Origin of the sequence: Parvibaculum sp., from assembly GCF_040882025.1 — a bacterium.
GTDB lineage: Bacteria > Pseudomonadota > Alphaproteobacteria > Parvibaculales > Parvibaculaceae > Parvibaculum.
On the sequence record NZ_JBBECC010000035.1, the window covers coordinates 1 to 6,972 of the forward strand.

Here is a 6,972-nt window from a genome sequence, read left to right on the forward strand (position 1 = left end):
ATCCGGATTTTCCCGGATGTGCCGGTTTCGTCGAAGCCGACCGAAGTCCGCATGGGCAAGGGCAAGGGTGCGCCGGAATACTGGGCGGCGCGCGTGAAGCCGGGCCGGATCATGTTCGAGATCGACGGTGTGCCGCTCGCGGTTGCCGAAGAGGCGATGCGCCTTGGCGCAGCCAAGCTGCCGATCAAGACGCGCTTCGTTGCGCGTCCCGGCGAGCACGCCTGAGACACAACGACCCCGCCGGCGGCGGATCGAACGAAAGGGTAAGGCCATGAAGGCCAGCGAAGTGAAAGATATGACGCCGGATCAGCTCGACGACGAGTTGCTCAAGTTGAAGAAGACGCAGTTCAATCTGCGCTTCCAGGGCGCGAGCGGCCAACTCGAGAAGGTTCACCAGATGCGTCAGGTTCGCCGCGATATCGCGCGCGTCAAGACGATCCAGCGCCAGCGCGAAGCCGCGCAGGCGAACAAGGGCTGAGGATACCGAAATGCCGAAGAGAATCCTTCAGGGTGTCGTGGTCAGCGACAAGAACGAAAAGACGGTCGTGGTGAATGTCGAGCGCCGCTTCAAGGACCCGCTCCTCAAGAAGATCGTGCGCAGCTCGAAGAAGTATCATGCGCATGACGAGAATAAATCGGCGAAGGTCGGCGATCTGGTGAAGATTCGCGAATGCCGCCCGATTTCGAAACTGAAGAAGTGGGAAGTTTTTACGGACGAGGCCTGATCCTTTTCGGAATCAGGAACCGGTTCGAGCAAGGCGGATGAAGTCATGATCCAGCAAGAGACCAACCTGGAAGTTGCCGACAACTCGGGTGCGCGTCGTGTGATGTGCATCAAGGTGCTCGGTGGCTCCAAGCGGAAGTACGCTTCCGTCGGCGACACGATCGTCGTCAGCATCAAGGAAGCGATTCCGCGCGGTAAGGTGAAGAAGGGCGACGTCATGAAGGCGGTCGTTGTGCGCACGGCGAAGGATATTCGCCGCGCCGATGGCAGCGTCATCCGTTTCGACCGCAATGCGGCGGTCCTGATCAACGCCCAGGGCGAGCCGATCGGAACACGCATTTTCGGTCCGGTGACCCGCGAACTGCGCGCCAAGAACCACATGAAGATCGTTTCGCTCGCGCCGGAGGTGCTTTGATGGCTGCGAAAGTAAGAAAAGGCGACAAGGTCGTCGTGTTGACGGGCAAGGACAAGGGCAAGAAGGGCAGTGTAATTGCCGTCTTCCCGAAGGAAGAGCGCGCGCTTGTGCAGGGCGTCAACATGGTCAAGCGCCACGAAAAGCCGTCGCAGACGACGACGGGCGGCATCGTGACGCGCGAGGCGAAGGTGCATCTGTCCAACCTGGCAATCCAGGATCCGAAGACGGGCAATGCGACGCGAGTAGGTTTCAAGACGCTGGATGACGGCCGCAAGGTCCGCTTCGCCAAGGCGTCGGGAGAGACGATCGATGGCTGAAGCTCAGTATATCCCGCGGCTCAAGACGCAGTATCTGGACAGCATCCGTCCGGAACTGACGGAGCAGTTCAAATACAAGAACATGCTTCAGGTGCCCAGGCTCGACAAGATCGTCCTCAACATGGGCGTGGGCGAAGCCGTTGCCGACTCGAAGAAGATCAAGAGCGCCTTCGAAGACCTGCAGTCGATCGCCGGCCAGAAGCCGGTTGTCACCAAGGCGAAAACGTCGATCGCGACCTTCAAGTTGCGCGAGGAGATGCCGATCGGTGTGAAGGTCACGTTGCGCAAGGATCGCATGTATGAGTTTCTCGACCGGCTGGTCACGATCGCGTTGCCCCGCGTGCGCGATTTCAGGGGATTGAACGCGAAGAGCTTCGATGGTCGCGGCAACTTCGCCATGGGCCTCAAGGAACACATCGTGTTTCCCGAGATCGATTACGACAAGGTCGATCAGGTATGGGGCATGGATATCATCGTGTGTACGACGGCGAAGACGGACGACGAGGCGCGTGAGCTGCTTCGGAAGTTCAACTTCCCCTTCACGAAATAAGTTTTTGAGCGGTTCGCGAATGGCGAATCCGACGGAGGTTTGAATGGCTAAGAAGAGCGCCATAAATCGGGATCTGAAGCGACGCAAGCTGACGGCGAAGTTCGCCGCGAAGCGGGCCAAGCTGAAGGCCGCCACGAAGGACGATTCTCTTTCGATGGAAGACCGGTTCCAGGCGCAGCTCAAGCTCGCCGAGTTGCCGCGCAATTCGTCCAAGACCCGTATTCACAATCGCTGCGAGATCACGGGCCGCAGCAAGGCCTATTACCGCAAGCTGCGCATGTCGCGTATCGCCCTCCGGGACCTCGCGTCCAAAGGGCAGATTCCCGGCATGGTGAAGTCGAGCTGGTAGGAGAGACGCGAATGACGATGACCGATCCTCTTGGCGATATGCTCACGCGCATCCGCAATGCTCAGCTTCGCGGCAAGAGCAAAGTGGTGACACCGGCCTCGAAGCTTCGCGGCTGGGTGCTGGATGTGCTCGCCGACGAAGGCTTTATCCGTGGCTACGCGCGTGTCGAATATCCCGGCGGCAAGAGCGACTTCGAGATCGAGCTGAAATACAACGAAGGCGCGCCGGTCATTCAGATGATCGAACGCGTGTCGACGCCGGGCCGGCGTGTTTACTCCTCGGTGAAGACGATGCCGACCGTGCATAACGGCCTCGGTATTTCGATCCTCTCGACGCCGAAGGGCATCATGTCCGACAACGCGGCGCGGGAACAGAACGTAGGTGGCGAGGTGCTCTGCCGCGTCTTCTAGAGGCGCGGGCGGCAATCGACGAATGCAGACGACAGGAAACAGAGACCATGTCGCGAATTGGTAAGTACCCCGTCGGAATCCCCAAAGGGGTGACGGTGACGCTGAACGGCCAGGAAGTGGCCGTGAAGGGTCCGAAGGGTGAGCTGAAGCTCACGCTGGTGGACGACGTTACGATCGAGCAGGGCGAAGCGGGATTGACCGTGCGTCCGCGCGAGGACACGCAGCGCGCTCGCGCGATGTGGGGTCTTTCGCGCACGCTGGTCGAGAATCTGGTTGTCGGCGTGACCGACGGCTTTTCGAAGACGCTTGAGATCAATGGCGTCGGCTATCGCGCGGCGATTCAGGGCAAGAGCCTTCAGCTCAACCTCGGTTTCAGTCACGATGTGCTCTATCCGATCCCGGCCGGTATCGACATCAAATGCGCGAAGCCGACGGAGATCACGATCAGCGGCATCGACAAGCAAAAGGTCGGTCAGGTTGCGGCGGAAATTCGCAGCTATCGTGGACCGGAACCCTATAAGGGCAAGGGCGTGAAATACGCCGGCGAATATATCTTCCGCAAGGAAGGCAAGAAGAAGTGAGCGGATGCACGCCATGAGCAAATTGAAGAATACATCCCAACGTCGTTCGCTGCGCAATCGCAGCAAGCTCGCAAGGGTTGCGACCGAACGTCCGAGGCTTTCGGTGTTCCGTTCGTCAAAGCACATCTACGCTCAGATTATCGACGATCGCCGCGGCGTCACGGTTGCGGCCGCGTCGACCCTTGACGAAAAGTTCGGCAAGAAGGCCGGCGCCGATGTAACGGCGGCCGGGGAAGTTGGCAAGCTCGTCGCCGCGCGTGCGAAAGAAGCGGGTATCACCGATGTCGTCTTCGATCGTGGCGGCTACATCTATCATGGGCGCGTCAAGGCGCTCGCCGAGGGCGCCCGCGAAGGCGGCCTCAACTTCTAAGGGATTCAAGCTGTGGCACGTAAAGAAAACAGGGATCGGGACGAGCGCGACGGCGAATTCGTCGACAAGCTGGTTCACATCAATCGCGTCGCCAAGGTCGTGAAGGGCGGTCGGCGCTTCGGCTTCGCCGCTCTCGTCGTGGTTGGCGACCAGAAGGGCCGGGTCGGCTTCGGTCACGGCAAGGCGCGTGAGGTTCCTGAAGCGATCCGCAAGGCGACGGAAGCCGCGAAGCGCGCGATGATCCGCGTGCCGCTGCGCGAGGGCCGGACGCTGCATCACGATGTCGATGGACGTCATGGCGCGGGTCGCGTCGTTCTGCGCGCGGCGCCTCCCGGCACCGGCATCATCGCCGGCGGTCCGATGCGCGCCGTGTTCGAAACGCTGGGCGTCCAGGACGTAGTGGCGAAGTCGCTCGGGTCGTCCAACCCGTACAACATGGTGCGCGCGACCTTCGATGCGCTGAATCACGAGCAGAGCCCGCGCATGGTTGCGGCGCGCCGCGGCAAGAAAGTCAGCGAGATTGTCGGCCGCCGTTCGGACGCCGCCGCCGAGGCGAGCGCCGAGTAAGGCCCGAGAAGAGGAAGCGAGCGATGTCAGCGAAGAAAACCGGCGACAAGACAGTGACTGTGCAGCAGATCGGGAGTCCGCTCAGGCGCGAGCCTTCGCAGCGGCAAACGCTGGTCGGGCTCGGTCTCAACAAGATGCGCCGCACGCGGACGCTTCAGGATACGCCCGCCGTGCGCGGCATGATCAACAAGGTGGCCCATCTCGTCCGCGTCGTGGACGAGGCTTAACCGGCAACAGGGTCGGACAACAGGCTCACGAGGCAATTCGATGAAACTGAATGAAATCTCCGACAACGAAGGCGCGCGCAAGGCGCGCATCCGTGTCGGCCGCGGCATTGGCTCCGGCAAAGGCAAGACCGGCGGACGCGGCGTGAAGGGCCAGAAGTCCCGGACCGGCGTCGCCATCAAGGGCTATGAAGGCGGCCAGATGCCGATCCATATGCGCCTGCCGAAGCGCGGCTTCAAGAATCTCTTCCGGCTCGACTACAACGCCGTGAACCTTGGCCGCGTGCAGGTTGCGATCGATGCGGGCAAGCTCGACAAGGGCGCGACGGTTGACGCGGCGGCGCTGGTCGCGGCGGGCGTCATTCGCCGCGTCAAGGACGGTGTCCGTCTGCTTGCCAAGGGCGAACTGAAGGCCAAGCTCGATTTCGAAGTGGCCGGTGCTTCCGCGAGTGCGGTGGCGGCGGTCGAGAAGGCCGGCGGTTCGGTCAAGGTGACCACGCCGGCTCGGGTTGCCGCCGAGTAAGATAGTTTCGGGAGCGGGCACTCTCAAAATACGCGCACATGGTTCCGGTGTGCACAGGGTGAGATGAATGGCATCAGCGGCTGAACAGCTCGCGGCAAATCTTAACTTTGCCGCCTTCGCGAAAGCGACCGAGCTGAAAAAGCGCATCTGGTTCACGCTGGGTGTGCTGATCGTCTATCGGCTTGGCACCTATGTGCCGCTGCCGGGCATCGACCCGCTGGCGTTGGCGCAGGTTTTCGAACAGCAGCAATCGGGTCTCCTCGGCGTCTTCGACATGTTCGCCGGTGGTGCTGTCGGCCGTATGGCCATTTTCGCCCTGGCGATCATGCCTTACATCTCCTCGTCGATCATCATGCAGTTGATGACGACGGTGTCGCCGCATCTTGCCCAGCTCAAGAAAGAAGGCGAGCAGGGCCGCAAACAGATCAATCAGTACACGCGCTACGGCACGGTTATCCTCGCCGCGCTCCAGGGCTACGGTATCGCCGTCGGTCTCGAAGGTGCGCAGGGCGTCGTCATCGACCCCGGTATCTTCTTCCGTATGACGACCGTCATCACGCTGGTGGGCGGCACGATTTTCCTGATGTGGCTCGGCGAACAGATCACGGCGCGGGGCGTCGGCAACGGTATTTCGTTGATCATCTTTTCGGGTATCGTGGCCGAATTGCCGCGGGCGCTTGCCGGCACGCTGGAGCTTGGCCGTCAGGGCGCTCTCTCGACTGCCATCATCCTTTTCCTCGCGGTGATGGTCGTGGTCGTCATCATGATCATCGTATTCGTCGAGCGCGCACAGCGCCGATTGCTGGTGCAGTATCCCAAGCGACAGGTCGGCAACAAGCTCTATGGCGGCGACAGCTCGCATCTTCCGCTGAAGCTCAACACCGCCGGCGTCATCCCGCCGATCTTTGCCTCGTCGCTGCTACTGCTGCCGATGACGATCGCCAATTTCAGTTCCGGACAAGGCCCCGACTGGCTCAACACGATGACGGCGATGCTTGGTCACGGCCAGCCGCTCTATATGGCGCTCTATGCTGCCGGTATTGTCTTCTTCGCCTTTTTCTATACGGCGATCGTTTTCAATCCGGCGGATACGGCCGACAACCTCAAGAAATATGGTGGCTTCATTCCGGGCATCCGGCCGGGCCAGCGTACGGCCGAGTATATCGATTTCGTGCTGACCCGATTGACGGCGGTCGGCGCCCTTTATCTCACCATTGTCTGCCTGCTGCCGGAGATACTGATCTCGCAATACAGCGTGCCCTTCTACTTCGGCGGAACTTCGCTTCTGATCGTTGTCAGCGTGACGATGGACACGGTGTCGCAGATTCAGAGCCACCTGCTCGCGCACCAGTATGAAGGACTGATCAAGAAGTCGAAGTTGCGCGGTGGCAAGCGATGAGACTGATCCTGCTTGGACCGCCCGGCGCCGGCAAGGGAACGCAGGCGAAGCGTCTGGAAGACAAATACGGATTTATCCAGCTTTCGACTGGCGACATGCTGCGCGCGGCCGTCGCCGCCGGCTCGGATGTCGGCAAGCAAGCCGAGGCCATCATGGCGCGGGGAGAACTTGTCCCGAACGAGGTGGTCGTTGGCATCATCGCCGAGCGGATCGCCCAGCCGGATGCGGCCAAGGGATACATCCTCGACGGCTTTCCGCGCAACGTGGCTCAGGCCGAGGCGCTGGATGCGATGCTGGCGAGCAGGGGCGCGGCGCTTGATGCCGTGATCGAGCTTGGTGTTGATGATGGCATCCTGCTCGAGCGGATCGAAACACGTGCGGCCGAGACCGCTGGTGGGCCGCGTGCCGACGACAATGCCGAGGCGCTGGCGAAGCGCCTCAAGGTCTACCACGAGCAGACGGCGCCGCTGATCACCTACTACAAGGCCCAGGGAGCGCTCCGGACCGTGGACGGCATGAAGGATATGGATGAGGTGACCCGCC

General features: G+C 61.3%; 15 protein-coding genes. All 15 read left to right on the forward strand.

What is annotated here, in order from left to right; translation table 11 throughout:
- Positions 1 to 225, forward strand: a 225-nt coding sequence (rplP, locus tag WEB61_RS02340) for a 50S ribosomal protein L16 (RefSeq protein WP_368062724.1), incomplete at its 5' end; no start/stop codon positions are given.
- Between the two features lie 46 nt (positions 226 to 271).
- Complete coding sequence (gene rpmC, locus WEB61_RS02345) at positions 272 to 478, forward strand: 50S ribosomal protein L29 (RefSeq protein ID WP_339834589.1); 207 nt, start codon at positions 272 to 274, stop codon at positions 476 to 478.
- Between the two features lie 10 nt (positions 479 to 488).
- Positions 489 to 725, forward strand: coding sequence for a 30S ribosomal protein S17 (gene rpsQ / locus WEB61_RS02350; RefSeq protein WP_304735169.1), 237 nt, complete (start codon positions 489 to 491; stop codon positions 723 to 725).
- A 45-nt stretch (positions 726 to 770) separates the two neighbouring features.
- Complete coding sequence (gene rplN, locus WEB61_RS02355; RefSeq protein WP_293506776.1) at positions 771 to 1,139, forward strand: 50S ribosomal protein L14; 369 nt, start codon at positions 771 to 773, stop codon at positions 1,137 to 1,139.
- Positions 1,139 to 1,456, forward strand: a complete 318-nt coding sequence (gene rplX, locus WEB61_RS02360; protein ID WP_368062725.1) for a 50S ribosomal protein L24 — start codon at positions 1,139 to 1,141, stop codon at positions 1,454 to 1,456. Before rplN ends, rplX begins: the two co-directional genes overlap by 1 nt.
- Positions 1,449 to 2,006 carry a 50S ribosomal protein L5 gene (gene rplE, locus WEB61_RS02365; RefSeq protein ID WP_368062726.1) on the forward strand — a complete coding sequence of 186 codons (558 nt, stop codon included), beginning with the start codon at positions 1,449 to 1,451 and terminating at the stop codon, positions 2,004 to 2,006. The genes rplX and rplE overlap by 8 nt, the downstream gene beginning before the upstream one ends.
- Before the next feature lie 43 nt (positions 2,007 to 2,049).
- On the forward strand, positions 2,050 to 2,355 hold the full coding sequence (gene rpsN / locus WEB61_RS02370; RefSeq protein ID WP_368062727.1) for a 30S ribosomal protein S14: 306 nt from the start codon (positions 2,050 to 2,052) through the stop codon (positions 2,353 to 2,355).
- Positions 2,356 to 2,366: 11 nt separating this feature from the next.
- A complete protein-coding gene (rpsH, locus tag WEB61_RS02375) occupies positions 2,367 to 2,765 on the forward strand; it encodes a 30S ribosomal protein S8 (RefSeq protein WP_304735176.1) in 399 nt (132 codons plus the stop codon).
- A gap of 47 nt (positions 2,766 to 2,812) precedes the next feature.
- Complete coding sequence (gene rplF / locus WEB61_RS02380) at positions 2,813 to 3,346, forward strand: 50S ribosomal protein L6 (RefSeq protein WP_368062728.1); 534 nt, start codon at positions 2,813 to 2,815, stop codon at positions 3,344 to 3,346.
- Between the two features lie 13 nt (positions 3,347 to 3,359).
- Positions 3,360 to 3,716 carry a 50S ribosomal protein L18 gene (rplR, locus tag WEB61_RS02385; protein ID WP_368062729.1) on the forward strand — a complete coding sequence of 119 codons (357 nt, stop codon included), beginning with the start codon at positions 3,360 to 3,362 and terminating at the stop codon, positions 3,714 to 3,716.
- Positions 3,717 to 3,728: 12 nt separating this feature from the next.
- The gene (gene rpsE, locus WEB61_RS02390; protein WP_368062730.1) at positions 3,729 to 4,283 is read left to right on the forward strand and encodes a 30S ribosomal protein S5; all 555 of its coding nucleotides are present in this window, start codon (positions 3,729 to 3,731) and stop codon (positions 4,281 to 4,283) included.
- A gap of 23 nt (positions 4,284 to 4,306) precedes the next feature.
- On the forward strand, positions 4,307 to 4,510 hold the full coding sequence (rpmD, locus tag WEB61_RS02395) for a 50S ribosomal protein L30 (RefSeq protein ID WP_368062731.1): 204 nt from the start codon (positions 4,307 to 4,309) through the stop codon (positions 4,508 to 4,510).
- Between the two features lie 40 nt (positions 4,511 to 4,550).
- Positions 4,551 to 5,030, forward strand: coding sequence for a 50S ribosomal protein L15 (gene rplO / locus WEB61_RS02400; RefSeq protein ID WP_368062732.1), 480 nt, complete (start codon positions 4,551 to 4,553; stop codon positions 5,028 to 5,030).
- A 67-nt stretch (positions 5,031 to 5,097) separates the two neighbouring features.
- Positions 5,098 to 6,429, forward strand: coding sequence for a preprotein translocase subunit SecY (gene secY, locus WEB61_RS02405; RefSeq protein WP_368062733.1), 1,332 nt, complete (start codon positions 5,098 to 5,100; stop codon positions 6,427 to 6,429).
- Positions 6,426 to 6,972: adenylate kinase (locus WEB61_RS02410; protein ID WP_368062734.1), on the forward strand; the 547-nt coding region annotated here is incomplete at its 3' end. The genes secY and WEB61_RS02410, both read left to right, overlap by 4 nt.

Excerpts from the sequence above, each read along its gene's own strand:
- rpsN (WP_368062727.1), top strand. The coding sequence starts at position 2,050 with ATGGCTAAGAAGAGCGCCATAAATCGGGATCTGAAGCGACGCAAGCTG.
- rplN (WP_293506776.1), top strand. The coding sequence starts at position 771 with ATGATCCAGCAAGAGACCAACCTGGAAGTTGCCGACAACTCGGGTGCG.
- rpsQ (WP_304735169.1), top strand. The coding sequence starts at position 489 with ATGCCGAAGAGAATCCTTCAGGGTGTCGTGGTCAGCGACAAGAACGAA.
- rplE (WP_368062726.1), top strand. The coding sequence starts at position 1,449 with ATGGCTGAAGCTCAGTATATCCCGCGGCTCAAGACGCAGTATCTGGAC.
- rplF (WP_368062728.1), top strand. The coding sequence starts at position 2,813 with ATGTCGCGAATTGGTAAGTACCCCGTCGGAATCCCCAAAGGGGTGACG.
- rplO (WP_368062732.1), top strand. The coding sequence starts at position 4,551 with ATGAAACTGAATGAAATCTCCGACAACGAAGGCGCGCGCAAGGCGCGC.
- secY (WP_368062733.1), top strand. The coding sequence starts at position 5,098 with ATGGCATCAGCGGCTGAACAGCTCGCGGCAAATCTTAACTTTGCCGCC.
- rpmD (WP_368062731.1), top strand. The coding sequence starts at position 4,307 with ATGTCAGCGAAGAAAACCGGCGACAAGACAGTGACTGTGCAGCAGATC.
- rpsH (WP_304735176.1), top strand. The coding sequence starts at position 2,367 with ATGACGATGACCGATCCTCTTGGCGATATGCTCACGCGCATCCGCAAT.
- rpmC (WP_339834589.1), top strand. The coding sequence starts at position 272 with ATGAAGGCCAGCGAAGTGAAAGATATGACGCCGGATCAGCTCGACGAC.
- rplR (WP_368062729.1), top strand. The coding sequence starts at position 3,360 with ATGAGCAAATTGAAGAATACATCCCAACGTCGTTCGCTGCGCAATCGC.
- rplX (WP_368062725.1), top strand. The coding sequence starts at position 1,139 with ATGGCTGCGAAAGTAAGAAAAGGCGACAAGGTCGTCGTGTTGACGGGC.